Below are 23,797 nucleotides of genomic sequence, written 5' to 3' on the forward strand. Positions count from 1 at the left end.
AGGCACCGCCGATACCCTAAGTCCGCCGGTCTCGCCTCCCCTCAAAACCGCAAACTGTCATCCAGCCAGACCCGGAAACCACCGCGGAAGGCGTTGTCATTGTTGCCGCGCCGGCACTTCGAGGGCAATTCCTTGAGCTTTTCGACATTGCCGCCGCCGATGACGATGTAGCTCGGCAGCAGAGCCTTGTCCAAGCGCTCGGCGACGTCGAATACCGATTTTCGCCACTTGCTCTTGCCCCGTCGCTCCAGGCCGCGTTCGCCGACATAGTCCTCGAAGGTCGCCTTTCGGTAGGGCATATGCGCCAGTTCCAGCGGCATGCAGACGTTGTCGGCGATCATGGCCGAGCCGAGGCCGGTGCCGAGACCGAGGAAGAGCATGCGGCCCGCCTCGTAGCTGCCGATCGCCTGCATCAGCGCATCGTTGACCATCCGCACGGGCTTGCCGAGCGCTGCCTCGAAATCGAAATCCTTCCATCCCGGTCCAAGATTGAACGGATCGGCTGCGGCGCGGTGGGCGACCACGGGTCCGGGGTATCCCATGGTGACGAGGTCGTAGTGCCAGTCGGATGTGAGATCGCGCAGCGCGTCCACCATCTTGGCCGCCGTCATTTTGTTCCCCGATTCGACTGCTCGCCGCTCGCCGCCGCTACTGAGTTCCACCTTCACATGCGATCCGCCGATATCGACGGCAAGCACGGTGCGGCGGGCAGGCGCCGCATGCGCCTTCGGCTTGCTGTGGTGACGTGTTTGCTCTGCTGCGGGTTCTTCCGTCATGTCATCCATGTCTAGCGCTCCTCCCTAAAGCATGCCGCGCAAAAGCGCACAGCGGTTTTGCGATAACGACATGCGCAAAATCAAAGGCCCAAAGCGCAAGGAGCGAATCCCAGAGATCGCGATGCGCTTTAGACCCTGCCCTTCGTCGCTCCCACGCCTATGGGGCGCAAGATCGGCACTCGCTGTCAAGTCCGGGGCGTATTGCGGATCGCTTAAATTCAATCCAGGATGGCTCCGAAGAGGAACGCATACTGAGCGGAGGATCGACACTTGGCCTATCCGACACTGCCACCCGGTTCCATAGACCCGCCCGGGGCCCCGGGCATCGAGCCTCGCTGGACCTCGAGCGACAAGAGCGCGGTCGGCACTGCCGTCAGCACGGCGAGCAGCGTTTGGTTCACGGCGAGCCATGGCATCCTCAACGAGATCTACGCGCCGCGGCTCGATATGGCCTGCGTCCGTGATTTCGGCTTCATCGTGACGGCCGACGGCTATTTTTCCGAGGAGAAGCGCGATGCCGATCATCGCGTGCAGGCGATCGAGGATGGCGTTCCGGCTTTCCGCCTCGTCAATACCGCCCGCGACGGTCGCTATCGCATCACCAAGACCATATTTTCGGACCCAGAGCGTGAGGTGGTGCTGCAGAAAGTCTACTTCCAGGCGCTCATCGGCGATCTCTCCGACTACCGACTGCATGCCCTCGTGGCGCCGCATCTGGTCAACGGCGGCGCGGACAACACTGGCTGGTACGGTGACTTCAAAGGCAGGCCGATGCTCTTCGCCGAGGGTTCCGGGCGGGTGCTCGCCGTCGCCGCCTCGGTGCCCTGGCTGGCGCGCTCCGTAGGTTATGTCGGCTTCTCCGACGGTTGGCAGACGTTGTCGCGCGGCCAAGGGCTGAAGGAGGAGTACCGCTACGCTGCATCCGGCAACATCGCGCTGTCGGGGACGCTCGATATCCAGGCGAACGAAGGGCGCGCGCTGATCGCCATCGGCTTCGGCACGCAGCCGGAAGAAGCTGCCTTCCGCGCTGTCCTCAGCTTGGAACAAGGCGTCGAGCCGGCGCTGAAACATTATCGCAGTGGCTGGCGGGAGTGGCAGGCCAGCCTGCTTGCCCTGGACGAACCCCACGATCCCAGCCAGCTAAACCGCTACCGCGTCAGTACCGGCGTGCTTGCCACTCACCGCGACGATGCTTCCGGCGCCATCATCGCCAGCCTTTCCATCCCCTGGGGTTTCAGCAAGAGCGACGACGACCTTGGCGGCTATCATCTGGTCTGGACGCGCGATCTCGTGGAAACGGCCGGCGGGCTGCTTGCCGCCGGCGCCAAGGCCGACGCGCGCTCCGTGCTCGACTATCTCTCGGCGATCCAAGAGGCGGATGGCCATTGGGTGCAGAATGCATGGCTCGATGGCCGGCCCTATTGGTACGGCATCCAGATGGACGAGACGGCCTTTCCCATCCTGCTCTACGACATGCTGCTGCGCGCCGGCGCGATCGACGCGTCGGAGAGCGGCCGGTACCTGCCGATGATCGAGGCGGCTGCGGCCTATATTGTCAGAAACGGCCCTGCTACCCAGCAGGATCGCTGGGAGGAGGATGCCGGCTACTCGCCGTTCACGCTCGCCGTCGAGATCGCCGGCTTGCTCGCGGCGGCCGATGCGGTGGAAGCAGCCGGCCGGCTGGCGGCGGCGCAATATCTGCGCGAGGTGGCCGATGGCTGGAACGAGCGCATCGAGGAATGGACCTATGCCACCGATACGGAACTATCGCGCAGCCTCGGCATCGAAGGCTATTACGTGCGCATCGCCTCGGTCACGGATGGCAGCTCGTCACTGAGGCGTGACTTCATCCCAATCCGCAATCGCGATGACGCCAGCGAAGTCTTGGAGGCGGACCTGCTTATCAGCCCGGACGCGCTGGCGCTGGTGCGCTTCGGCCTCAGGGCCGCCGACGATCCGCGCATCCTCGGCACCATCGCCGCGATCGATTCGGAATTGCGGCGCGACCTTCCCGCCGGACCCTACTGGTACCGCTACAATGACGACGGCTACGGCGAGCGCACCGGCGGCGCGCCCTTCGCCGGCAGCGGTGTCGGCCGCCTATGGCCGCTGCTGACGGGCGAGCGCGCGCACTATGAGCTCGCCGCCGGGCGGCCGGATGAGGCGAAGCGCCTGCTGGCGGCACTGGAAGTCTCGGCAAGCGAAGGCGGGCTCCTGCCCGAGCAGATCTGGGACAGCAAAAACGTGCCCGAACGCGAGCTTTTTCTCGGTCGCCCCTCCGGCAGCGCCATGCCTCTGGTCTGGGCCCACGCGGAACACATCAAGCTGCTGCGCTCGATCCGTGACGGCGTAGTCTTCGATATGCCGCCCCAGACCTTCGCCCGCTACGTCGGCGCCAAGCCGGCACCCGCGCCCTTCGCCTGGCGCCCGACGAACAAGCGCGCGCGTATGCCGGCAGGCCGCGCCCTGCGCATCGAACTGCCGGAACCAGCGCAGGTGCACTGGTCCACCGACGGCTGGTCCAGCTTCACCGACAGCCAATCTCACACTACGGGTTTCGGCATGCACATCTGCGACATACCGACGAAGGCGCTCGGCCCGGGCACGATCATCTTCACACTCTTCTGGACGGATACGCAGCGGTGGGAAGGCGCGGATTTCAAAATCGAAGTGGTTTGAGAGCGGCCCGGCGTGCGGAAAGCTGCGGCGCAATTGGCGAAGATGCTACCATTGAGGGACCGAGCCCGCCGGTCGTTGACAACTCATCGTTTTCCAGCCAGTTGAGGTCATCTCAATTTTCCCGACCGGTGTCCTCATGTTGCCTTTGCACTCCCTTGGCGAGCGCGTTGTCGTTGTTGGCCCTTCCAATGCGGGGAAATCGACGTTGGCGGTCGCCCTTGCTAAAAAGCTTGGTTTTCCGGCCGTCCATCTCGATCAACTTCATCATCTGCCCTATACGGATTGGCAGCCGCGCCCCGAAGCAGAGTTCGCCGCGCTTCACGATGCGGCAATTCTGGGAGAGCAGTGGGTTATGGAAGGCAACTACTCGCGCCTGATGCCGCAGCGTTTGGCCCGTGCTACCGGCGCCATTCTCCTAACGTCCAATCACTGGCTACGCTTTTCCCGCTATCTCAAGCGCACGCTGATCAACCGCTCGGACCGCGCGGGACATCTCGAAGGTGCCCAGGACAGCATCAAATGGGAAATGATTCACTGGATTCTCGTGAAGACTCGCGACAGTGGCGTCAAATATGCAAAAATTCTCCAGGAATCCGGTTTGCCAGTCGTCGAATGCCGCACAGCGGATGCGCTCAATAACCTCTATCGGGTTTGGGATTTGCCAGCGCGGCGATAATCCGCGCCATTTCATTTCGAGTGACTCATCGCAAATAGTTGTCATCGAAGCTACGTCATTGATCGGTATACGGGTAATTTTCGCCGTATTGTAGTGTCAAAATGAAACAATAACGGCCATTACCGGCATAAGCATCACCTCCCCAACCCCTTGAAATCTCCCCCCTATCCGGCCTCATTCCCGCTTCGCCCCAATATTGCCCCTTGCCTTTTGTCGCAAATCCTGTCACCCATACACCCGCTCGGGCATTTGCATGCCGGTGACTGGACTGATTTGGCAATGCCGACTGCGCGAGGCAGCCTACAGAGGTTTATCCTCTGCGTAGACGTTCTTTCCCCGTACGTGACTTCTCGACTGGTCTTTGCGTAGGGCAAAGGCTAAACCGCTCGGGGCAGCTCGGGCAGACATCAGACTGTAGGGAAAAGGACTATCCCAATGGCCACCAAGGGCATCGTAAAATTCTTCAACCAGGACAAGGGTTTTGGTTTCATCACCCCGGACGGCGGCGCTAAGGACGTTTTCGTTCACATCTCCGCTCTTCAGGCTTCTGGCATCCAGTCGCTGCGCGAAGGCCAGCAGGTCACCTTCGACACCGAGCCGGATCGCATGGGCAAGGGCCCGAAGGCTGTCAACATCAAGGCTTCCTAAGTCTTAGTTGAGAAGCCGGATAAGGTTTCGAACGGCGCGGTGAAAACCGCGCCGTTTTTTTGCGTTTGCAGGCAGATCGGGCACCCTCGTCCTTCGAGGCTACAGCCTACGGCTTCCGCATCTCAGGATGAGGGTAGAGCAGGCTTCGTAATTGTTCCCAAGATCACTTGCAATTGCCGCAAGACCCAATCGATCAGCCCTCACCTGAGGTGGGAGCATAAGCGACCCTCGAAGGACGAGGGCGGGTTGGCATATTCCCAGGGCGCTAAGCGCTCACTCGCTCGCCCTCGCCGGCAAAATCCACTGCTGCAAATGCCGCTGCAATCACCTCCGCCCCCGCCCCCGGCTTGTTGGCGTCGGTGGAGAGAATCTGACGGTAGCGGCGGGAGCCCGGTAGGCCGGTGAAGAGGCCGACCATGTGGCGGGCGACATGCTGCAGGCGGCCGCCGTTGGCAATGTGGCGCTCCGTATAGGCCATCATCCGGTCGCGCAGGTCGTTCCAATCCGGCTCGACGGACGGTTCACCATAGAAGCGATGATCGACATCGGCGAGGATAGCAGCGTTCTGATAGGCGGCGCGGCCGAGCATGACGCCGTCAACATGGGCAAGATGCGCTTCGGCCTGATCCAGCGTCTGGATGCCGCCGTTGATGCCGATGAAGACGTCCGGCCAACGCTCTTTCATCCGGTAGACGATGTCGTAATCCAGCGGCGGGATCTCGCGGTTTTCCTTCGGCGACAGGCCCTTCAGCCAGGCCTTGCGGGCATGGATCCAGATCGCATCGGCGCCGGCCTCGAGCACGCGGGTGATCAGCTCCGGCAACGCCAGCTCCGGCTCCTGCTCATCGACACCGATCCGGCATTTCACCGTCACGGGCGCCTTGGAAACCCTCTTCATCGCCACAACGCATTCCGCCACCGTCTCCGGCGTCAGCATGAGGCAGGCCCCGAACGTACCGGACTGCACGCGATCCGAAGGACAGCCGACGTTCAGATTGATCTCGTCATAATCATAAGCCCCGGCAATCTGCACCGCTTCCGAAAGCTTGGCCGGATCGGAGCCGCCGACTTGCAGCGCCACGGGATGCTCGGAGGTATCATGTCCCAGCAGCCGGTCACGCGGCCCATGGATGATCGCATCCGCCACCACCATCTCGGTATAGAGCAGCGCATGCCGGCTGATCTGCCGATGCAGATACCGGCAATGCCGATCCGTCCAGTCGATCATCGGTGCGACGGCGAAAACGGGCTTGCGGCTATAAGGGATATCCGCCGGCACTCCGGGCTTTTCTGCCGATTTTGTCATGTCTTGTCTGCTCGCATAAACTTTGTTCTGGCCCGCTCCAATCGTCTATTGCCGCGTCTAAGCGACCTTAAGCGGCGCGCAGCAACAAAATGGGGCACGATGTCGAGAGGCGATATACAGCACAGATAGGAATAAAGCGAGACGGCGTCAAAGTTCAAACGCGGCAGCAAATCTTCGTCCCGCAATGTATCGCGCTGAGATGACCAGCAACGCCACTAGCGCATTAGGGCTTTGCCGCCGCGGTTTCGGTCTTCGGCTTCAGCAGGGTGACAAGCAGCAGGCCGACGACGATGATCGCAGCGCCTTCGAGGTGATAGGACTGCAACTGTTCGCCGAGAATCAGGTAGGCGAGTATGGCGGTGAAGATTGTCTGCAGGTAGAGCATCATGCCGGCCCGGGCCGCACCCAGCGCCTCGACGCTCCGATTGAAGAGGTAATAGGTCATGGCCCCGCCGGGGATCGCCACATAGGCGAGCGCGATCAGCCCGTTGCCGTTGAGCGTCGAGCGCTCGTCGGACGCAAGCTCCCAGAGATAGAACGGCAACGCCGTAAGCACCGCGGCGCCAAGAAGCAGCACCAAAAGCGGAAGGCGCTCTATATCGAATTTCGCGCGGCGGAGCAGGACGGTGTAGAGACTGAAGCAGAAAGAGCCGGCGACGATCCACAACTCCCCTGGATTGATATCGAGGCGCATCAATGCCGCCGGGCTGCCTTTGACGACGATGGTTACGATGCCGAGGAAAGCGATGATCGATCCCGTCACCTGCCAGGTTCCCATTGGCTCCCCCAAAATCAGGCGGGCAAGGATCATCGTGAGAATGGGGATCAGAGCCATGATGATGCCGGCCGTCGTGGCATCTGCATGTTCGAGGCCGATGAAAAGCAGCCCCTGACAGATCGCGAGCCCGGTGCCGCCAATACAAAGTAATTCCAGCGGACGAGCCCGCACAAGCGCAACCATGGCGCCAAAATGCCCGCGCACGATCGGCAGCAGGATGGCCCAGGCGATCAGCACGCGCCAAAAGCAGAGCGCCCAGGGCGGCATTTCATGAGAGACCCACTTCGCGGCAATATAGACGCCGGACGACAGCACCCAGCAGAAGACGGCCACAGAATAGGCGGCTGCAAGCGAATTGCCCGACGCCTGTTCCGTCCTGACCTGATCGGTGTGGACCCCCAAGACATTTATAGCCATGGCCTAGTTATGCCACAGTTCCCATCACCTGCACAGATGAGCGAATCTAAGGCTTACGGCGGATATCCGGGCATCGCTTTCGAGAGTGCCGGTGAATACGGAAAACGCCTCCGCCCACGCTTTACACCAAAACGTTTCCATTGGTCGGTTTTCCCCTCCGCTCCATTGATGCTAGGCTGACACTGGAGTCGGAAGACAGCGTTCTTCTGGCAGCAGACGAATTTTGCGAAGAGATTGTCATGACCGAACAATTTGCCACCGTCATTCCCCTGCCCGCACCCGTCCTATTGCCGATCGAAGGCGAAACCGCATTCTTCCCCGTGCGCCGCGTCTATTGCGTCGGCCGCAACTATGCCGACCATGCGATTGAGATGGGCCACGACCCCAGCCGCGAACCGCCCTTCTTCTTCCAGAAGAACCCGGACAATCTGTTACCATCAGGCGATTTCCCCTATCCGCCGCTGTCGTCGGATGTGCATCATGAGGTCGAGCTGGTGATCGCGCTGAAAAGCGGCGGCGCCGACATTCCGGCCGAGAGAGCGCTAGACTGCATCTACGGCTATGCCGTCGGCATCGATTTCACCCGCCGCGACCGGCAGGGCGAAGCCAAGAAGCTCGGCCGCCCTTGGGAAGTCGGCAAGGCCTTCGAACACTCCGCCCCCATTTCCCCTCTCGCCCCGGCAACTAAGGTTGGTCATCCCGACAAGGGTGGCATCTGGCTGATGCGCAACGGCGAGTCGGCGCAGAGGGGTGACCTCTCGCAGATGATCTGGAAGGTACCGGAAATCATCGCCGAGCTCTCGAAGCAGTTCACGCTGGCGCCTGGGGATGTCATCATGACCGGCACGCCGGCCGGCGTCGGACCGGTGGCGCGCGGCGACAGGATCACCTGCGCCGTCGATGGCGTCGCGACGCTGGTGCTGAACGTCATTTGATCGAGGAGAAGCGAGATGCCGCTCTATGCCCTTTCCGGCTTGGTGCCGAAGACGCCAGATCCCGGCCGCTATTGGATCGCGCCCGACGCAAGTGTGATCGGCAAGGTGGAGATCGGCGAGGATGTCGGTATCTGGTTTGGCGCGGTCCTGCGCGGCGACAATGAGCCAATTGTCGTCGGCAAAGGCACCAATATTCAGGAAGGGGCGATGGTGCATACCGATCCTGCCTTCCCGACCACGATCGGTGAAGGCTGCACGATCGGTCACCATGCCATCATCCACGGCTGCACCATCGGCGACAATTCGCTGATCGGCATGGGCGCGACCGTGTTGAACGGCGCAAAGATCGGCAAGAATTGTCTGGTCGGCGCCAACGCGCTGGTGACAGAGGGCAAGGAATTTCCCGACGGCTCTTTGATCGTCGGCGCTCCCGCAAAGGCAATCCGCACACTGGACGAGGCTGCCATCGAAGGCCTGCGCCGTTCGGCCCGCAACTATGTCGCCAATTGGCAGCGTTTTGCCCGCGACCTCAAGAGGCTGGATTAGGCGGCATTTTTCAAAAGTGCGCGCGGCTTTAGAATCGCGCCACGCCGACATTCAAGCGGCACAGCTCGCGCAATGACCGCGAATCTCGATGGTCGACTTCTCGGCCTTGAACTTCTGCGATTTCAGCCAGTCCATCAGCCGGTGATCCACTTCATGATCGTGGAATTCGATCACCTGGCCGCAGCTTTCGCAGATGGCAAAGGCGACGAGGCCGTGGCTATGGCAATTCTCATCCGGATGGGCACAGGCAACGAAGGAGTTAATGCTCTCGAGACGATGGACGACACCATATTCCAAGAGCTTGTCCAACGCCCGGTAGACCTGCAGCGGTGCGCGGAAACCATGGTCACGCAGCTTGTCGAGAATGGTATAGGCGCTGAGGGGCGCCTCCGCCTTGGTCAGGACATCGAAAACGAGCGACTGGTTCTTGGTCAGTATCGGAGTGGTCATGATCCCTGTCCTCCTTGTTGCGCCGCCGGCGCGCCGGCCCTACGGGCAAGGGGCAGCAGACTGATGATAAACAGAACGAGCGCCGCCACCACGATCGACGGGCCGGAGGGCGTATCGTAACGCAGCGAGCCGAACAATCCGCCGACGACGGCAACAGCCCCAATCAGCGATGCGAAAACCGCCATCATCTCCGGCGTCGCGGCAAAGCGGCGTGCCGTGGCGGCCGGGATGATCAGCAGCGCGGTGATCAGCAGGATGCCGACGATCTTCATGGCAATGGCGATAACGACGGCCATCAGCAGCATGAAAAACAGCTTCGCCCGCTCCGGCTGCAGTCCCTCCGCCTCGGCCAACTCCGGATTGACGGTGGAGGCGAGCAGCGGCCGCCAAAGCCAGGCAATGGCCGCCAGCACCAGAATGCCGCCGCCCCAGATCAGGGCAATATCCGAACGATTGACGGCAAGAATGTCGCCGAACAGGAAAGCAATGAGGTCGATTCTTACCCAGCTCATGAAAGCGACGATCACCAGGCCGATCGCCAGCGTTGCATGCGACAGAATGCCGAGCAAGGCGTCCGCCGACAGCGCCTGACGGCGCTGCAGGAACAGGAGCAGGATCGAAACGGCCGCAGCGACAGCGAAAACGGAGAGCGTCAGATTGAGCTGGAAGAGCAATGACAGCGCCACGCCGAGCAATGCCGAATGTGAGATCGTATCGCCGAAATAGGCCATGCGCCGCCAGATGATGAAGCAGCCGAGCGGCCCGGTGGTCAGCGCCAGCCCGACGCCCGCGATGACGGCGCGCAGGAAGAAATCGTCAAACATGGCGTTCTCCTGCGGCATTATGATCATGATCGTGGTGGGCATGATCATGGTCGTGATGATCGTGATGGCCATGGCCGTGATGACCGTCATCGGCACGGCAATCATCGGTGATCGAGCCGTCGGCATGCTGCACACGGCCATCAGGCAGATGCGTATGGTCGTGATGATGACTGTAGATCGCCAGCGATTGTGCTGCCCGCGTGCCGAACAGCCTGACATATTCCGGGCTCTGGGTCACCGCCTGCGGCGTACCGCGGCAGCAGACGTGGCCATTGAGGCAAACAACGGTGTCCGTCGCGGCCATGACGACGTGCAGATCATGTGAGATCAACAGAATGCCGCAACCTTCGGAATTGCGGATCGATTTGATGAGATCGTAAAGCGCGATCTCGCCACTGAAGTCGACGCCTTGTACCGGCTCGTCCAGCACCAGCAAGTCCGGCTTGCGGGCAATCGCACGCGCCAGCAAGGCCCGCTGGAATTCGCCGCCGGAGAGATGCTGCACCTCAGCCTTGGCGAGATGGGCGATGCCCACCGCCTCCAAAGCCGCCTTCAACTCCGCTTCCGGCAAGGGTCCGGTCAATGTCATCAAACGATGCACGCTCAGCGGAAGGGTCCAGTCGATGGCAAGTTTCTGCGGGACATAACCGACCTTGAGCCCGGCGATGCGATCGACGCTGCCCTCATCCGGCTTCAACACGCCGATGGCGGTCTTGGCACTGGTGGATTTGCCGGAACCGTTCGGGCCGATCAGGGTGACGATTTCGCCGCGGCTCACCGAAAAATCGACGCCGCGCACCAGCCAACGGCCACCACGGCGGACGCCGACATCATGGAGCGACACGAGGGGCCGGCTCTTATTGTCCACGGAAGAAAGCATGAAATTTCCATTTGCGCTGTTGCGTCCTGCTATCGCACACGTTATAGCATAACGCAATTGATGTAATAACATAACAGAACCCATTCAAGGGCAATATCGCATGATCCCGCCAAAGACCCTTCTCCCCCTCGCCGCTTCCTTATTGCTCTCCGGGCTTTTCGCCGCCCCGGCATTCGCGGGCGATCCGCCGGAAGTGGTGGTGTCGATCAAGCCGGTTCATTCCCTCGTCGCCGCAATCATGCAGGGCGTCGGCACGCCGGATTTGATCGTGGAAGGCGCGGCCTCGCCGCACACCTATGCGCTGAAGCCTTCGAATGCGCGGGCGCTGGAAGGCGCCAAAGTGGTCTTCTGGGTTGGTCCCGGCATGGAGGCTTTTCTGGAAAAACCCCTCTCGGCGCTCGGCTCGAACGCCCTCGTGGTCGAACTCGACAAGGCGCCTGGCATCACTAAACTGAAATTCCGCCAGGGCGGCGCTTTCGAAGCGGATGACGACGGCGACGAACCGGCTGCGGACGCAGGTGATACACACGATCACGGCGCGTTCGATACGCATCTCTGGCTCGATCCGCACAATGCCAAGGCAATGACGGCTGAGATCACCACCACATTGGTCGCGGCCGATCCCGCCAATGCGCTAACCTACGAGGCGAACCAGAAAGCGCTGGACGACAAGCTGGACGCGCTCGACTCGGAAATCGCCTCGACCGTCGCGCCGGTAAAGAACAAGCCCTTCATCGTCTTCCACGATGCCTATCAATATTTCGAGCGCCGCTACGGCGTGCATGTCGCGGGTTCGATCACGGTCAGCCCGGAAAGCATCCCCGGCGCGGAGCGGGTGGCGGAAATCCACGGCAAGGTCGCCGGTCTCGGCGCAACCTGCGTCTTCGCCGAGCCGCAATTCGAACCAAAGCTGGTCAATGTCGTCATCGAGGGCACATCCGCCAAATCGGGCGTGCTCGATCCGGAAGCGGCGACGCTGACGCAAGGACCGGATCTCTATTTCGACCTGATGCGCAGCATCGCCAATTCCCTGAAAACCTGCCTTTCCTGAAGCGGCAATAGATCGACGAAGAGAGCGAGCCATTTGCTCGCTGTCACGGCTTTCGACGATGGTAGGGAAAAGACAAACGAATTACGCCCGCACAATGCGGGCGTTATCGAAAGATTATCGTTTGGAACCAAAACGGCCGATCAGGCCACCAGCATGTTCGCCGGAACGACGCTGACTTCATGCACCACCACCAGCGCGCCGATTACTTCGCCTCTCGACTTGGTGGCGCGTAGCGGCGTCATTCGGCAATGCAAGGTCTTGTTGGCCTCCTTCGGACGATAGGCCGGATAGAGGCAATCGACTGTCTCGCCGGCAAAGCAGGCATCCAGCTTGGTCTTGAAGGTGCTTTCAAACAATTCGGAACCGGTGAATTCTGCAATATGCCGGCCGACCAGCTCGATCGGCTTAGACCCCAGAAATTCGGAATTGGCCGCGTTGCTATAGAGATAGCGATAGTCGCGCGTAATCACCGCGACACGATCCGGCAGGCTATCGAGGATAACGTCGTTCAGAACATTGTCCTCGTCGAACCCGGCGACCTCGGCTTCGTGCTGGTTCTTTCCTGTGGAAAATGCCATCAGCACCTCCGCCGCGGCCTCACTGGCGCCGCCGAAATAGCGATCGATCAGTGACGATAGCGACGCGGAATTGCGCATTACTCGTGAGCGGTCATCCGATTCCTCGCGGATGAGATTGCTCATAAATTGCAATTGCATATACATTTCGAGAAGGCTGGTGGCTTTATAAGCCAGGATCGCTGTAACGAGCGGCTCCAACTCGCGATCGAGCGAACCGACAAGTTCATCGTCACCCAGCTTGATTGCCCTTTGAATCTGGGGGCATTTCATGGAGAAGGCATGAAAGAGTGCCAGCAAATTGCCCTCCTGTCCTTGCCCATGGTTCAGCTTCGGGCCTCATTCCCGACGCTACCATAAACAAGGATATTCAGCCTGGCGCCCGCTATCTCACCAAGCTTTCTTGCAAATGCAATAACATGACTTACCCTCACATTCAATCCGGGTGAAATGAAGTTCTCGGTAAAGGCGAATTTTTCGAAAGGCAGGACTTACCGAAGGTCTAATTTTGAGCCTAAGAAGGCTTAAGATGGTTCATTCTGCTACGAATTGTTTTATTTAAGTAATTACTTAGAAAAGAGTCTTTTTGATATTCCAGCGGTCGTGATACCACAGCCATTGCTCGGGATATTCCCTCACCCAGCTCTCTACCTTGTCGTTCAGAAGCTGCGCCGTCGCAGGCAGATCCAGATTGCCGCGAGCATCGCGCGGCATCTCCAGTCTCGGTTCGATCTCCAGTCGATAGCGATTATCGGGCAGCCGGATGCAACGAGCCGGATAAACTTCGCAATTAAACTGACGAACCAGCTTCGGCAGCAGCGGATTGGTTTTGACGTCGCGACCGAAGAACAGCGTCTTCAGTCCCTTTCGGAACTTCTGATCGACCAGAACGCCAACCCCGCCGCCGGCTTCCAATTGCCTGGCCAAGGTGAAAGACGATCCCGCATGCGAGGGTACGAGATTGCCCATGCGCTTGGCGCGAAAATCGAAAACCTTCTCTGCCACATAGGGATTGTTCGGCGGACGGAAGAGCACGGTGACCTTCAGCCCGAAGGCAGCGCCTGCAACCGGCAGCAATTCGAAATTTGCCGTATGTCCTGTAAAGACGATGAACGGCCGCGGATTGTCCCTGAGGTCGAGGAAGATCGGAATGCCGGATACCTCGACGCGGCCCGGCTTCTCGCTAAACGGATCGAAATCAAACAGCCGATCGAGGAAGACATACTCCGCCGCCAGCCGCCCCATATTGCCCCAGCTCGCCAAGGCAATCTCCGCGATCTCCGCCTCGCTCTTCTCAGGAAAAGCGTTGCGCAGATTGGTCAGCATCAGCTTGTGGCGGCTCGTATGCGGCCCGATTTTCCGGGTCAGCCAGTCGGCGAAGTTGATGCCGCCATCGGCGGGGAACAGCTTCAGGAAATTTAGGAAGCCGAAGATGATCTGCGCAATCAGCCATTGGCGGAAATGCCTGACGGCAAGCACGATCCGGGTGAGGACGAGCTTCACGCCGCTCAATCCATCTTGAGGATGATCTTGCCGAAGATCTGGCGCGATTCCATCCGCTCCAGCGCCCGGTCGATATCGCCAAAGCTCACTTCAGTGTCGATGACCGGATATACCAGCCCACGCGCCATCTTCTGCATGGCGTTCGCCATGTTCTCCATCCGGCAGCCGAAGGAGCCGAGCAGCTTTAGCTGCTGCTGGAACAGCATCATCAGGTTCATGTCGGTGGAGACGCCCGAGGTCGAGCCGCAGGTGACGAGACGCCCGCCACGCTTCATACACAGCATCGAGCCGGCCCAGGTATCTTTGCCGACATGTTCGAAGACGACGTCGACGCCCTTCTTCTTCGTCAGCTTGCGCACCACGCCTTCAAAACGGTCGGTGCGATAGTTGATGACGTGATCGGCGCCGAGCGCCTTGGCCTTCTCGATCTTGTCGTCGGAACCGACGGTGGTGATGACAGTGCAGCCGATCTTCTTGGCAAGCTGGATTGCCGCCGTGCCGATGCCGGAGCCGCCGGCGTGGACAAGGATCGTCTCGCCGGGCTCCAGCTTGGCATTGTCGAACAGCATATGCTCGACCGTGCCGAAGGTAACGGGTGCTAAAGCAGCGCCAATCGCATCGACACCGGGAGGCGCCGGAACCAGCAGGCGCGCCGGCAGGTTGACCTTCTCCTGCGCGAAGCCATCGAGATGGAAGCCATGCACGCCGCCGACATGTTCGCAGAGATTGTCGCGGCCTTCGCGGCAGTGGCGGCAGAGACCGCAGGTGCGGGCACCGTAGATCGATACGAGCTGGCCGGGCAGTACGTTGGCAACACCCGGTCCGATCGCCTCGACGACACCGGCCGCTTCCGCGCCGATCACCAGCGGCATCTTGCGCTTGGCAAACGCCATCCCACGCCAGCCCCATACGTCGATATGGTTGAGGGCGACTGCCTTCACGCGCAGGGTAACCTCACCCGCGCCCGGAGCTTCAGGCTCCGGTAGATCGGTGATCTCAAGTTTGCGGTCGTCGATCAATTGCAAAGCGCGCATGGCAAAATCCCCCGCCTCTCGGGCGCAGTAACGTCTTTTTGTTCAAAGGTCCGATTAAGCCGGTTCAAGCGCCATGACAAGGCTGGCGTTCTGTCCGCCGAACCCGAAGGAGTTCGAAAGAATGGCGCCCACCTGCTTTTCGCGCTTCTTGTTCGGCACGACGTCGAGAATGATCGACGGATCGGGATTGTTGTAATTGATGGTCGGCGGCAGCGTGCCGGTCAGCATGGTCTGCAGCGAGAACACCGCTTCGACCGCGCCGGCGGCCGTCAACGTATGGCCGATCATCGACTTGTTCGACGAGACCGGAATGGACGGAAGCCGCTCGCCGAAGACGGCGGACATGGATCCGTACTCCATCTTGTCGTTTTCCGGCGTCGACGTGCCGTGCGCGTTGATATAGCCGATATCGGTTTCAGCCATTCCCGCATCGGCAAGAGCAGCGCGGATCGTCGCGATCGCCGGGCCGCCGTCCGGCGACGAGCGGGTGCGATGGAAGGAATCCGCCTTGTCGCCGGCGCCCTTCATGATGCCAAGGATCTTTGCGCCGCGGGCAATAGCAGATTCCAGCGATTCCAACACAAGCGTTGCGGCACCTTCCGCGATAACGAAGCCGTCGCGGTCCTTGCTGAACGGCTTGGACGCCTTGGTCGGCGGGTCATTCTGCGTCGACAATGCCGAAAGCAGCGAAAAGCGGATCAGCGCTTCGGCACTGAGCGAACCATCCGTCGCGACTGTCAGCGCCCGCGTGGTGCGACCCTGGCGGATTGCCTCGATGCCGAGCTGGATCGCGGTAACGCCCGATGCACAGGCCGTCGACAGCGTCACCGGCAGGCCGCGTGTACCGAAACGGTCGGCAAGACGCTCTGAAATGGCGCCGAACAGGGCTGCCTCGTGGAAAGCCGGATCGGGACGCTCACGCATTGCCGCGAGGAAGCGCTCATAGGCATCGGCCGGATGATCGGCCGGCGGCGAGCGGTCGGCCAGCTCGAAGCGTGCGCTCCATTCCGGCTCGATCGGCGGTGCGGCGAGGAAAAGCGGCGCGTTGAAATCACCCGAAATGCCTGCCTGGGCGAGCGCCTCGATCGTGGTCTCGCGAGCAAAGGCATAGGAGCGCTCGACCGCGTTCGGTACCGGAATATCGATGAAATCCACGGTGCCGGCAATGCGCGTCGAAAGGCCGTCGGTCGGGAAGCGGGTGATCCCGTGGATGCCGGACGTGCCCGAGGAAAGCGCGTTCCAATTGTCCTGCAGCCCCTGGCCGAGTGACGTGATGATGCCCATGCCGGTAACGGCGACGATCGGGCGGCCGAGATGATCCTTGTAGGCGGATGCGGTCATGATCCTAACTCCTCACGCTTCGGCGGAAAGTACGGCGACGCCTTCACCGCGCACATGCCCAACGGTCGTGACGACCGCTTTCTGCGCGCCGGCAGTCATCGGCTTTTCATGCGTGGCATCGAAAGGCGGTACTTTGGCCTTGTTGGCGACCGCCAGAGCGGCAAAGGCGAGCCCAAGCGGAAACTGGCTTTCAAGGCCGTGGCCGGAAACGCCGGCATAGCCCCGAATGGCCGATCCGGGCAACTGCGCTTCCAGAACGGCCTTCTCGCGCGTCGCGAGATCTGGGATCGCAGTCGTGCCGCAGAAGACGACCGTGCTGTCGCCTTGCGCGTCCTTGGCGGGCGCGAGCAAGTGCTCCAACCGGGCCTCGAACTTGCCGCTATCGCGGCTGCCGCGATCGCCTTCGATGGCGTCGATGGTTGCGTAGATGCGCGCGCCACGGCCTTCGGCATGGGCGCGCGATTCGAGCACGAGGAAAGCGCTGAGCGAACCCATGATCATACCGCCGCCATCTTCAGGCTTGCGGGACCAAAGCGGATGCCAGTCGCCGATCGCATGCGCGTTCACTGATTCGATCAGCAGTATCATGTCCTGACGCTCGGCCGAAAACGCACCGCCGACCAATGCATGGCTCGATTCGCCCGACCTGATGCGATGGAAAGCAGTTTCGATGGCCGAGATGCCGGAAGCTTCCTCGCCCATGAAGGTACGCGACGAACCCGTGACCTTGTGGACGATGGAGATATTGCCAGCGAGCAGATTGGAAAGCTGGGCGAGGAACAGCGTCGGACGCAGCTCGGTCGTCAGCTTCTCGTTCAGAAGCAATTCGCGGTCGTTGCGCTTCAGACCTTCGTTGACGATCAATGTATCGACATTGATGTCGCGCTCGCCGCCGCCGGCCGCAACGATCATGTCCATGCTGCCGCAAGCGTCCAGATCGTCCTTGAAGCCGGCATCATCCAGCGCCAGGCCGGCAGTGAAGACGCCGATGCGCTGCCAGTTTTCCATCTGGCGCTGATCACCACGCTTTGGGATCTGTTGCGACCAGTCGATCTCCGGCAGCGGATGCACGGGATAGGGTTTGAATTTCTCGGTCTCGACGATGGTCGGCGGCACCTTGTCCGATGTCAGCAGGGCGACATGCGCATCCTTGCCGACACCCTGACAGGTGACGATGCCGATACCCGTGATCACCACATCATTCTGAGCCTTGCTCATTCATCAATCCTCTTAGAATGCGGCGCCATGCAAGCCGGAAACGTCAGCCATTAGCGGCGATAGCGTCGAGAAGCCCGACCTCGCCTGCCCGCTTGCGCACGATATCGGCGAGCGGCACCTCATTAAACGGCATGGTGCGCAGCTTCAACTGCGCATCGCAGATCTTCTTGCCGGCAATCGTGATCCGCGCCTTTGTCACCGCAAAGCCCGAGCCGTCATGCTCCAGTTCCGCCTCGATGTCGAGCTTTGCTTCTGGCTCGACGAAGGTACGCATCTTGGCGCCGTCGACCGACATCAGGAACGGCATATAGGCGAATTTCGTTGCCGCGAGCACCAGCATGCCCGACGCCTGCGCCATGGTCTCGATCAGAAGGACGCCGGGAACGAGCGGCATGCCCGGAAAGTGACCTTCGAAAACGGGGCTCTTGGCCGGAACGACCGAATGCGCCTTCAAAAGGCCCTTGGTGAGATCGACCGACTCGACCCGGTCAATCATCTGGAAATATTCCAGCAGCATTAACGCCTCCGATCCGACCCGGTGACGCGGTTTGGCCCGGGCAGGATACGATAGTTAAGAATGAAACCGCCCGGCCGCCATATTTCAAGGGCGGCTGGGCGTCAAAAAAAGCAAGGACGTTGCTCAGCCCTTGGCGGCGCGCAATTCGTCGATCTTGGCACAGAGGTTCTTGAGGACGAAATATTCCTCGGTCGAAACCTTGCCCTCGTTGACTTCCTGCGTCCACTGTTCCAGCGGAATCTTGATGCCGAATTCCTTGTCGATGGCGAAGACGATGTCCAGGAAGTCGAGGCTGTCGATGCCGAGGTCGTCGATCGTGTGGCTCTCTGGCGTGATCGTTTCACGGTCGATTTCGCTTGTCTCAGCGATGATGTCGGCAACTTTGTCGAATGTAGCAGTCACGCCCATACCTCTTGAAATGATAATTCAACCCTCCTCATAGGGAAATCCATTCCAAAAGCCAATGGTTTCCACCCGAGACCCCGGTAATTTGGCGAAGCACTGTTGCCTAAACAGCAAAGATACTTCCGGTGCGCAATTGCCGGAACAGCGGCCGGCATGCGAGCAAGATACGGCAGCATTGCGGCTTAGTGGCAAAGCCAAGCAAATTAGTTGCAATCCCAGCCAGATCGCTGGTGCAATGAGCAAACCGTGGTCACTGGTTGATGATAATGCGCGTGTTGCTCAGCCCCACCTGCGATGCCATCGAGAAGAAGGTCGCGGCGTTTCGCGGTTCCAGACGAACGCAGCCATGCGATGCCGGCCGGCCGAGATGCTTCAGCTCATAGGTGCCGTGCACCGCGTAGCCGCCGTTGAAGAAGACCGCATAGGGCATCGGCGCATTGTCGTATTTCTTCGAGCGATGATCGCGCGACAACCACTTCGCAGTATAGGAGCCGGTAGGGGTTACATAACCTCTGCGGGCCGTTGATACTTTCCAGCGATACTTGAAAACGCCGTCTTCGGAAACGGTCATCGTCTGCGACCGAAGATCAACACTGGCGAGAACAGTTCCAGCCTGCGCTGTTGTAACATGAAACTGCATGCATAGACATGCGGCAGCGGCCGCCGTTATTCGCTTCATTTCGCCCCTCCACCGTTTGCTTCTTTTCGAAACAATTCCGATGGAGGGAATAACTACCAGCTCTCTGATTATACTAAATTAATACAGATAGTGACCAATTCGTTAACGCAAGCGTGGCCAATCACAACAACAACAGGAATGCCGCGAAGGCGATAAGCGTCAGCATCGTGCATGCCGAATAGAAGATCGAGATGCCGCTGTCGACATCGCTGACGGTGGCGATATCGCGGCCGGAACCGTTGATCATCGGCTCGCGAACGACCTCGCCGCCGTAGACGCGCGGCCCGGCAAGCTGGATATCCAAGGCGCCGGCCATCGCCGCCTCCGGCCGGCCGGAATTCGGCGAGCGGTGCAGCCCGCCATCGCGAACCGCCACGCGGATCGTATTGCCGAGTGCCGAAATCCCCTTCTTGGCGAGCGCGCCGGCGGCAATGAACAGGATCGACAGCCGCGCGGCCGGCCAGTTGGCGATGTCGTCCAGCCGGGCCGCAGCCCAGCCGAAATCGATATAGGTCTCGGATTTATGGCCGATCATCGAATCGGCCGTATTCAGCATCTTGTAGAGAAACAGGCCCGGCAGGCCGAACACGGCATACCAGAGCGCCGGCGCCACCACGCCGTCGGAAAAATTCTCGGCAAGGCTCTCGATCGCGGCGCGGCAAACGCCGGGTTCGTCCAGCGTTTCGGGATCACGACCGACAATGCGCGATACGGCGCGGCGTCCACCGTCGAGCCCCTCGCTGCGCAACGCCTTCGATACCTCGCCGACATGATCGGCCAGGCTCTTCTGTGCCAGGAAGATCGCCACCAGACCCGCTTCAGCCAGGATGCCGAGCCAGCCGAAGAAGGCGAGCAGCCCGTGCACGGCGAGGCCGGCTATGACCGCGCCGAAAAGCAGCGCGACAATCGACATCACGCCATTGCGGCGTCGCACCAGACCAGGCAGGCCCTTGATGTTGAAATGACCGTCGAAAAAGGAAATCGCCTTGCCGAACAGCGCGACGGGATGCGGCATGCGCTGCCATAGCCAGTCCGGATCGCCGATGAGGCGGTCCAACAGCAATGCCAGAACGAGGATGAGCAGATGTTCGTCGATCGTCATATCGAATAAGCCTCGAGCGCCCCGGCAAGCCTGCGATCGGTCACCTCGCCTGGGGCAAGACCAAAGCGCAGCCAATTCGGCGCATAGTCGAACTTGCGGACAAGAATATGATGGCGGCAGAGATGCGTATATATGTCGCTTGCGCGATCATCGGCAACCAGCGCGAACAGCCCCGTGCCGCCGGCGACCTGAAGCCTGGCTTGGCGAAGGACCGCATCCAGCGCCGATCTGCGATCGAGAATGCGGTTGCGGATGGAGGTTGTGTCACCGGTCATCAACGAGGCGGCCAATGAAAGCGCCGGTCCGGAAACGGCCCACGGGCCGAGCCAATCCTCGAAACGCTCCAGGATCGAGGATTGCGCGATAACGAAACCGAGGCGCAGACCAGCCAACCCGAAGAATTTGCCGAAGGAACGGAAAATGATGAGATTCGGCATGGAGGAAGCATAAGGCGCCAGGCTGCTTTCCGGCTCCATGTCCCCAAATGCTTCGTCGACCACCAGCATGCCGCCGCGCGGCTGCAGCCGGTCGTGCAATTCCCGTAGCCGGTCGACGGACAGAGTTCGGCCATCCGGATTGTTGGGATTGACGACGATGACCAGCTTCTGTTCGGGAGTGAGATCATCGATCCCCGTAATCTTGCAGACGGGCAGACCCGCCAGCGCAAAGGCGCGGGCATATTCCCCATAAGTTGGCGACAGGATGGCCACACCGCTTGCCGATGCAAGTCGCGGCAGTAGCTGAATCACCGACTGCGTACCTGGGACAGGCAACGGCAGGATATCCCCGCTGCGATAATAGACTCTCGCCGCCGCCCTCGCCTGTTCCACCAGATGCTGATCCGGCAGCCGATGCCAGGCCGAAACGGAAATTTCCGGCAAGGCAACAGGATTGGGGTTGATGCCGGTCGATAGGTCGAGCCAGTCCTCCGGTTGCCCGCCGTAAAGACGAGCCGCCGCAGTGATGCCGCCGCCGTGTACGATCCTGTTCGTCATGCGGCGTCACCGGCAAGATCGATCAGGTGCATATAGGAACCGGCGACATTGCCGCGCTGCAGCCCGGCCGTACCAAGATCGTCCCCCAACGCGTCTTTGACAGCGAACAGCCGATCCGCCGTACCTTCCGAGACAATGGTCGAATAATGGAATTCATGCGCCGTCATCGGTCGGTCGAAGAAAGAACCGTCAAGCGGCACCACGCGCCGGTAGCCGAGATGCCGCTGGCGCTTTTGATAGCTGGTGACGACGGGCAACAGCCCGAGCATTTCATGACGCATGCCGGTAGCATCCACCAATCCTTCGCCAAGCACCATGTAGCCACCGCATTCGCCATAGATTCGCGCACCCCGCGCTGCGGCTGCCTTCATTGCCCCTTGAAAGCGGGATGCGGTCGCGAGCCTGCCCGCATGCAATTCCGGATAGCCGCCGGGCAAATAGATGGCGTCGGCATCATCAGCCGGCGCTTCATCGGCAAGCGGCGAGAAAAACGAAATCTCCGCCCCGCGCCGGCGCCAGCCGAGCAGCATATGCTCGTAGCAGAAGGCAAAAGCGATATCGCGCGCCACGGCGATGCGCTGCCCAAACGGCATCAGCCGGGCAATGTTGGCGGCCGATGGCCGAACGAGATTCTGGTGTGCGGCGCGCAGCAGCAGCCCGAAATCGCATGCCTTGGAGACCGTATCCGCCGCGTGCTCGATGAACGCCTCCAGGCCTGCATGTTCTCCCGCCTGCACCAGCCCGAGATGCCGCTCCGGCAACGTCAGTCCCTTGTCGCCGCGAATGACGGCGGCTACGGGAATGCGCACGGCTTCCAAGGCGCGGCGCAGCATCGCTTCATGCCGGTCGCTGCCGACGCGGTTAAGGACGACACCGGCGATACGGACATCGGCGCGAAAATTGGCAAAGCCGCTGACAAGCGCTGCAATCGACTGCGACATCCGTGAGGCGTCGACCACAAACACGACGGAGAGTCCAAGGAAAGCGGCGAGATCGGCCGGTGTGCCCGAACCATCCGCCGCCCCGTCGAACAACCCCATCATCGCTTCGATGACCAGCATCCGCCCTCCGCCACGATGAAGCGCCGAATTGGCCGAAATCAATTCGCGGCGCATGGCCCAGGGATCGAAATTGAGGCAGGGCGAACCGCTAGCAGCGGCGAGGAAGGCAGGGTCGATATAGTCGGGACCGGCTTTGCCTGGGGCCACCGCAATCCCCCTTTTCCGCAGCGCTCGCAGGAGGCCGAGCGTGACCGTGGTCTTGCCCGAGCCCGAAGCCGGCGCGGCGATCAGCAAGCCGCTCATGCTGGCACCTTATGACCGGTTCCCGCCCGCACCTCCGTCTCCGGCAGGAGCTTGCGGCCGGATAGAGCGCCCAGCCAGTCGAGGGAAGGCCGCAGCTTGACCACATTGCCAACCACGACGATTGCCGGCGGCTCCAGGCCGGAAGCGGCGACATCGGCGTCGGCTTGCCCGAGCGTCGTCTCCAACACCTGCTGCGCCGGCGTCGCGGCATTGCAAACGAAGGCGACCGGCTCGTCGGCCGAACGGCCAGCGGCAATGAGATTGGCGCTGATCTGCGCAATATGCTTCATCGCCATGTACATGACGATAACGGGCGAGCCCTTGCCGATAGCTTCCCAATTGATCCCGTCCGGGACGACGCCGGAGGAATCGTGGCCAGTCAGGAAGGTGACGGCATGATTGACGTCGCGGTGGGTTACGGGAATGCCAGCATAGGCGAGACCGCCGATGCCGGCGGTAATACCCGGCACGATGCGAAACGGGATCCCGTGTTCGACCAGCATCAGCGCTTCTTCGCCACCGCGCCCGAATACAAAGGGATCGCCGCCCTTCAGCCGCAACACGCGCTTGCCCGCACGGGCCAGCTCGACAAGACGCAGGGAAATGTCCCGCTGCTTGGCAGACGGCTTGCCTCCGCGCTTGCCCGCATATTCCAGTATCGCACCGGGATGGGCGAGTTTCAGGCAGTCCTCGTTGACGAGCGCGTCGTGGACGATGATGTCGGCCTCCGCCAGTCCCTTGGCCGCCAGCAAGGTCAAAAGCCCGGGATCACCCGGCCCCGCGCCAACAAGCCAGACGGAGCCCGGCTCCAGCGCCGGCAGATTGGAAAATGCGGTATCGTTCATCCCACCTGTCCTATGCCCGGATGGGCAAAATTGCAATCTTGGGAATGGGATAAGGCCGCTCCGGCTCGACTCTCATTTCCCTCGTAGAATGATAGGATAAATCGGATCTCAGCAGCGGCGATGCTGCGCTATTCGCTTTTCCCAAGACGACGAAGACACCGGAAAGAAGCCGATGTATCGCTTGAAATCTCCGACTCGAACTGTCAGGGCGTCGGCACAACGATCTGATAATATTATAAAATAAAAAACCTTGCGAATAAGACGCTTTCGGAGAGGGCCGCACAGCCTCCCTCTCCGAATCTGTCCTCAGCGG

At 60.8% G+C, this 23,797-nt stretch carries 24 protein-coding genes; 6 read left to right on the forward strand and 18 right to left on the reverse strand.

The genetic code is table 11. The features are described 5' to 3' along the window. Window positions 1-41: 41 nt before the first annotated feature. The gene (locus tag N2601_RS08255; protein WP_104823352.1) at window positions 42-785 is read right to left on the reverse strand and encodes an ROK family protein; all 744 of its coding nucleotides are present in this window, start codon (window positions 783-785) and stop codon (window positions 42-44) included. Between the two features lie 261 nt (window positions 786-1,046). Here N2601_RS08255 and N2601_RS08260 point away from each other — a divergent pair, with 261 nt between their 5' ends. The 3 genes from N2601_RS08260 to N2601_RS08270 all read left to right on the forward strand — a co-directional run bounded on the left by N2601_RS08260 (window position 1,047) and on the right by N2601_RS08270 (window position 4,779). After that, complete coding sequence (locus tag N2601_RS08260; protein WP_104823354.1) at window positions 1,047-3,455, forward strand: glucan 1,4-alpha-glucosidase; 2,409 nt, start codon at window positions 1,047-1,049, stop codon at window positions 3,453-3,455. 136 nt (window positions 3,456-3,591) lie between these two features. Next, on the forward strand, window positions 3,592-4,131 hold the full coding sequence (locus tag N2601_RS08265; protein ID WP_104823355.1) for an AAA family ATPase: 540 nt from the start codon (window positions 3,592-3,594) through the stop codon (window positions 4,129-4,131). A gap of 435 nt (window positions 4,132-4,566) precedes the next feature. Further along, window positions 4,567-4,779, forward strand: coding sequence for a cold-shock protein (locus N2601_RS08270; protein WP_028752932.1), 213 nt, complete (start codon window positions 4,567-4,569; stop codon window positions 4,777-4,779). A 265-nt stretch (window positions 4,780-5,044) separates the two neighbouring features. Here N2601_RS08270 and dusA read toward each other — a convergent pair whose 3' ends face one another. Together dusA and N2601_RS08280 are read right to left on the reverse strand one after the other, a co-directional pair. Then, window positions 5,045-6,085, reverse strand: a complete 1,041-nt coding sequence (gene dusA, locus N2601_RS08275) for a tRNA dihydrouridine(20/20a) synthase DusA (RefSeq protein WP_104823356.1) — start codon at window positions 6,083-6,085, stop codon at window positions 5,045-5,047. A 223-nt stretch (window positions 6,086-6,308) separates the two neighbouring features. Then, a complete protein-coding gene (locus N2601_RS08280) occupies window positions 6,309-7,280 on the reverse strand; it encodes a DMT family transporter (RefSeq protein ID WP_104823357.1) in 972 nt (323 codons plus the stop codon). 239 nt (window positions 7,281-7,519) lie between these two features. Between N2601_RS08280 and N2601_RS08285 the strand changes: the two genes are divergently transcribed. Both N2601_RS08285 and N2601_RS08290 read left to right on the forward strand, forming a co-directional pair. Then, on the forward strand, window positions 7,520-8,215 hold the full coding sequence (locus N2601_RS08285) for a fumarylacetoacetate hydrolase family protein (RefSeq protein WP_104825120.1): 696 nt from the start codon (window positions 7,520-7,522) through the stop codon (window positions 8,213-8,215). A gap of 15 nt (window positions 8,216-8,230) precedes the next feature. Continuing rightward, the gene (locus N2601_RS08290; protein WP_104823358.1) at window positions 8,231-8,761 is read left to right on the forward strand and encodes a gamma carbonic anhydrase family protein; all 531 of its coding nucleotides are present in this window, start codon (window positions 8,231-8,233) and stop codon (window positions 8,759-8,761) included. A gap of 51 nt (window positions 8,762-8,812) precedes the next feature. Here the strand turns inward: N2601_RS08290 and N2601_RS08295 are convergent, their stop codons facing one another. The 3 genes from N2601_RS08295 to N2601_RS08305 are packed head-to-tail and all read right to left on the reverse strand — an operon-like array spanning window position 8,813 to window position 10,915. Continuing rightward, window positions 8,813-9,211, reverse strand: a complete 399-nt coding sequence (locus N2601_RS08295) for a Fur family transcriptional regulator (protein WP_104823359.1) — start codon at window positions 9,209-9,211, stop codon at window positions 8,813-8,815. Beyond that, complete coding sequence (gene znuB, locus N2601_RS08300) at window positions 9,208-10,035, reverse strand: zinc ABC transporter permease subunit ZnuB (RefSeq protein WP_104823360.1); 828 nt, start codon at window positions 10,033-10,035, stop codon at window positions 9,208-9,210. The genes N2601_RS08295 and znuB overlap by 4 nt, the downstream gene beginning before the upstream one ends. Beyond that, window positions 10,028-10,915 carry an ATP-binding cassette domain-containing protein gene (locus N2601_RS08305; protein WP_199773474.1) on the reverse strand — a complete coding sequence of 296 codons (888 nt, stop codon included), beginning with the start codon at window positions 10,913-10,915 and terminating at the stop codon, window positions 10,028-10,030. The genes znuB and N2601_RS08305 overlap by 8 nt, the downstream gene beginning before the upstream one ends. A gap of 100 nt (window positions 10,916-11,015) precedes the next feature. Between N2601_RS08305 and N2601_RS08310 the strand changes: the two genes are divergently transcribed. Further along, the gene (locus N2601_RS08310) at window positions 11,016-11,966 is read left to right on the forward strand and encodes a zinc ABC transporter substrate-binding protein (protein ID WP_104823362.1); all 951 of its coding nucleotides are present in this window, start codon (window positions 11,016-11,018) and stop codon (window positions 11,964-11,966) included. Window positions 11,967-12,106: 140 nt separating this feature from the next. Here the strand turns inward: N2601_RS08310 and N2601_RS08315 are convergent, their stop codons facing one another. The 12 genes from N2601_RS08315 to cobA form a co-directional block, all read right to left on the reverse strand. Beyond that, the gene (locus N2601_RS08315) at window positions 12,107-12,841 is read right to left on the reverse strand and encodes a PAS domain-containing protein (RefSeq protein WP_260303884.1); all 735 of its coding nucleotides are present in this window, start codon (window positions 12,839-12,841) and stop codon (window positions 12,107-12,109) included. Between the two features lie 270 nt (window positions 12,842-13,111). Continuing rightward, on the reverse strand, window positions 13,112-14,044 hold the full coding sequence (locus N2601_RS08320; protein ID WP_104825121.1) for a lipid A biosynthesis lauroyl acyltransferase: 933 nt from the start codon (window positions 14,042-14,044) through the stop codon (window positions 13,112-13,114). Window positions 14,045-14,049: 5 nt separating this feature from the next. Continuing rightward, window positions 14,050-15,078, reverse strand: a complete 1,029-nt coding sequence (locus N2601_RS08325; protein ID WP_104823364.1) for a zinc-binding dehydrogenase — start codon at window positions 15,076-15,078, stop codon at window positions 14,050-14,052. A gap of 54 nt (window positions 15,079-15,132) precedes the next feature. Next, window positions 15,133-16,419 (reverse strand): beta-ketoacyl-ACP synthase, encoded by a 1,287-nt coding sequence (locus tag N2601_RS08330; protein WP_104823365.1) that lies wholly within the window; start codon window positions 16,417-16,419, stop codon window positions 15,133-15,135. Window positions 16,420-16,431: 12 nt separating this feature from the next. Next, a complete protein-coding gene (locus N2601_RS08335) occupies window positions 16,432-17,637 on the reverse strand; it encodes a beta-ketoacyl-ACP synthase (RefSeq protein ID WP_104823366.1) in 1,206 nt (401 codons plus the stop codon). Window positions 17,638-17,680: 43 nt separating this feature from the next. Next, a complete protein-coding gene (locus N2601_RS08340) occupies window positions 17,681-18,154 on the reverse strand; it encodes a 3-hydroxyacyl-ACP dehydratase FabZ family protein (protein WP_104823367.1) in 474 nt (157 codons plus the stop codon). Between the two features lie 123 nt (window positions 18,155-18,277). Next, the gene (locus N2601_RS08345; RefSeq protein WP_003495848.1) at window positions 18,278-18,562 is read right to left on the reverse strand and encodes an acyl carrier protein; all 285 of its coding nucleotides are present in this window, start codon (window positions 18,560-18,562) and stop codon (window positions 18,278-18,280) included. A gap of 247 nt (window positions 18,563-18,809) precedes the next feature. Beyond that, the gene (locus N2601_RS08350) at window positions 18,810-19,238 is read right to left on the reverse strand and encodes a L,D-transpeptidase (protein ID WP_104823368.1); all 429 of its coding nucleotides are present in this window, start codon (window positions 19,236-19,238) and stop codon (window positions 18,810-18,812) included. Between the two features lie 121 nt (window positions 19,239-19,359). Further along, window positions 19,360-20,340, reverse strand: coding sequence for an adenosylcobinamide-phosphate synthase CbiB (cbiB, locus tag N2601_RS08355; protein ID WP_104823369.1), 981 nt, complete (start codon window positions 20,338-20,340; stop codon window positions 19,360-19,362). Then, window positions 20,337-21,335 carry a threonine-phosphate decarboxylase CobD gene (cobD, locus tag N2601_RS08360; protein ID WP_104823370.1) on the reverse strand — a complete coding sequence of 333 codons (999 nt, stop codon included), beginning with the start codon at window positions 21,333-21,335 and terminating at the stop codon, window positions 20,337-20,339. Before cobD ends, cbiB begins: the two co-directional genes overlap by 4 nt. Next, window positions 21,332-22,639, reverse strand: coding sequence for a cobyrinate a,c-diamide synthase (locus N2601_RS08365; RefSeq protein ID WP_104823371.1), 1,308 nt, complete (start codon window positions 22,637-22,639; stop codon window positions 21,332-21,334). Before N2601_RS08365 ends, cobD begins: the two co-directional genes overlap by 4 nt. Continuing rightward, on the reverse strand, window positions 22,636-23,484 hold the full coding sequence (gene cobA, locus N2601_RS08370) for a uroporphyrinogen-III C-methyltransferase (RefSeq protein WP_104823372.1): 849 nt from the start codon (window positions 23,482-23,484) through the stop codon (window positions 22,636-22,638). The genes N2601_RS08365 and cobA overlap by 4 nt, the downstream gene beginning before the upstream one ends. Window positions 23,485-23,797: the final 313 nt, after the last annotated feature.

It is taken from the genome of Rhizobium sp. CB3060, assembly GCF_025200735.1.
GTDB lineage: Bacteria > Pseudomonadota > Alphaproteobacteria > Rhizobiales > Rhizobiaceae > Rhizobium.

Coding starts and splice junctions, on each gene's coding strand:
- znuB (WP_104823360.1), bottom strand. CDS start 10,035: ATGTTTGACGATTTCTTCCTGCGCGCCGTCATCGCGGGCGTCGGGCTG.
- N2601_RS08365 (WP_104823371.1), bottom strand. CDS start 22,639: ATGAGCGGCTTGCTGATCGCCGCGCCGGCTTCGGGCTCGGGCAAGACC.
- N2601_RS08290 (WP_104823358.1), top strand. CDS start 8,231: ATGCCGCTCTATGCCCTTTCCGGCTTGGTGCCGAAGACGCCAGATCCC.
- N2601_RS08335 (WP_104823366.1), bottom strand. CDS start 17,637: ATGAGCAAGGCTCAGAATGATGTGGTGATCACGGGTATCGGCATCGTC.
- N2601_RS08310 (WP_104823362.1), top strand. CDS start 11,016: ATGATCCCGCCAAAGACCCTTCTCCCCCTCGCCGCTTCCTTATTGCTC.
- cobD (WP_104823370.1), bottom strand. CDS start 21,335: ATGACGAACAGGATCGTACACGGCGGCGGCATCACTGCGGCGGCTCGT.
- cobA (WP_104823372.1), bottom strand. CDS start 23,484: ATGAACGATACCGCATTTTCCAATCTGCCGGCGCTGGAGCCGGGCTCC.
- N2601_RS08280 (WP_104823357.1), bottom strand. CDS start 7,280: ATGGCTATAAATGTCTTGGGGGTCCACACCGATCAGGTCAGGACGGAA.
- N2601_RS08330 (WP_104823365.1), bottom strand. CDS start 16,419: ATGACCGCATCCGCCTACAAGGATCATCTCGGCCGCCCGATCGTCGCC.
- N2601_RS08265 (WP_104823355.1), top strand. CDS start 3,592: ATGTTGCCTTTGCACTCCCTTGGCGAGCGCGTTGTCGTTGTTGGCCCT.
- cbiB (WP_104823369.1), bottom strand. CDS start 20,340: ATGACGATCGACGAACATCTGCTCATCCTCGTTCTGGCATTGCTGTTG.
- N2601_RS08350 (WP_104823368.1), bottom strand. CDS start 19,238: ATGAAGCGAATAACGGCGGCCGCTGCCGCATGTCTATGCATGCAGTTT.
- N2601_RS08305 (WP_199773474.1), bottom strand. CDS start 10,915: ATGCTTTCTTCCGTGGACAATAAGAGCCGGCCCCTCGTGTCGCTCCAT.
- N2601_RS08325 (WP_104823364.1), bottom strand. CDS start 15,078: ATGCGCGCTTTGCAATTGATCGACGACCGCAAACTTGAGATCACCGAT.
- N2601_RS08340 (WP_104823367.1), bottom strand. CDS start 18,154: ATGCTGCTGGAATATTTCCAGATGATTGACCGGGTCGAGTCGGTCGAT.
- N2601_RS08295 (WP_104823359.1), bottom strand. CDS start 9,211: ATGACCACTCCGATACTGACCAAGAACCAGTCGCTCGTTTTCGATGTC.
- N2601_RS08270 (WP_028752932.1), top strand. CDS start 4,567: ATGGCCACCAAGGGCATCGTAAAATTCTTCAACCAGGACAAGGGTTTT.
- N2601_RS08345 (WP_003495848.1), bottom strand. CDS start 18,562: ATGGGCGTGACTGCTACATTCGACAAAGTTGCCGACATCATCGCTGAG.
- dusA (WP_104823356.1), bottom strand. CDS start 6,085: ATGACAAAATCGGCAGAAAAGCCCGGAGTGCCGGCGGATATCCCTTAT.
- N2601_RS08285 (WP_104825120.1), top strand. CDS start 7,520: ATGACCGAACAATTTGCCACCGTCATTCCCCTGCCCGCACCCGTCCTA.
- N2601_RS08255 (WP_104823352.1), bottom strand. CDS start 785: ATGGATGACATGACGGAAGAACCCGCAGCAGAGCAAACACGTCACCAC.